This window comes from Dactylosporangium sucinum, assembly GCF_014647515.1.
Lineage (GTDB): Bacteria > Actinomycetota > Actinomycetes > Mycobacteriales > Micromonosporaceae > Dactylosporangium > Dactylosporangium sucinum.
The window spans coordinates 1-239 of the sequence record NZ_BMPI01000195.1; the positions used below are offsets into that span (position 1 = coordinate 1).

Annotated in this window: 1 protein-coding gene; it reads right to left on the reverse strand. The window is 65.7% G+C overall.

Features of this window, described 5'->3' with window-relative positions; all coding sequences use genetic code 11:
• The coding region (locus IEZ31_RS55775) for a polyketide synthase dehydratase domain-containing protein (RefSeq protein WP_190258293.1) at positions 1–239 on the reverse strand (239 nt) is incomplete at both ends.

Consider the following 239-nt stretch of genomic DNA (forward strand, 5'->3'; position numbering starts at 1 on the left):
CCATCCAGACCGGGATGCCCAGTAACAGCCAGGCCGATCCCGTGCAACACCGCATCGAGCAGCGCCGGGTGCAACACAAACGCCGACGGGTCCGCACCGTCCGGAAGGACCGCCTCCACAAAAACGTCATCACCGCCACGCCAGACACGACGCAGGCCCTGAAACGTCGGACCGTAACCAAACCCAGCCTCAGCCAACGTGTCATAGGCGCCGTCAACCCCGACCGGCTCCGCCCCAAC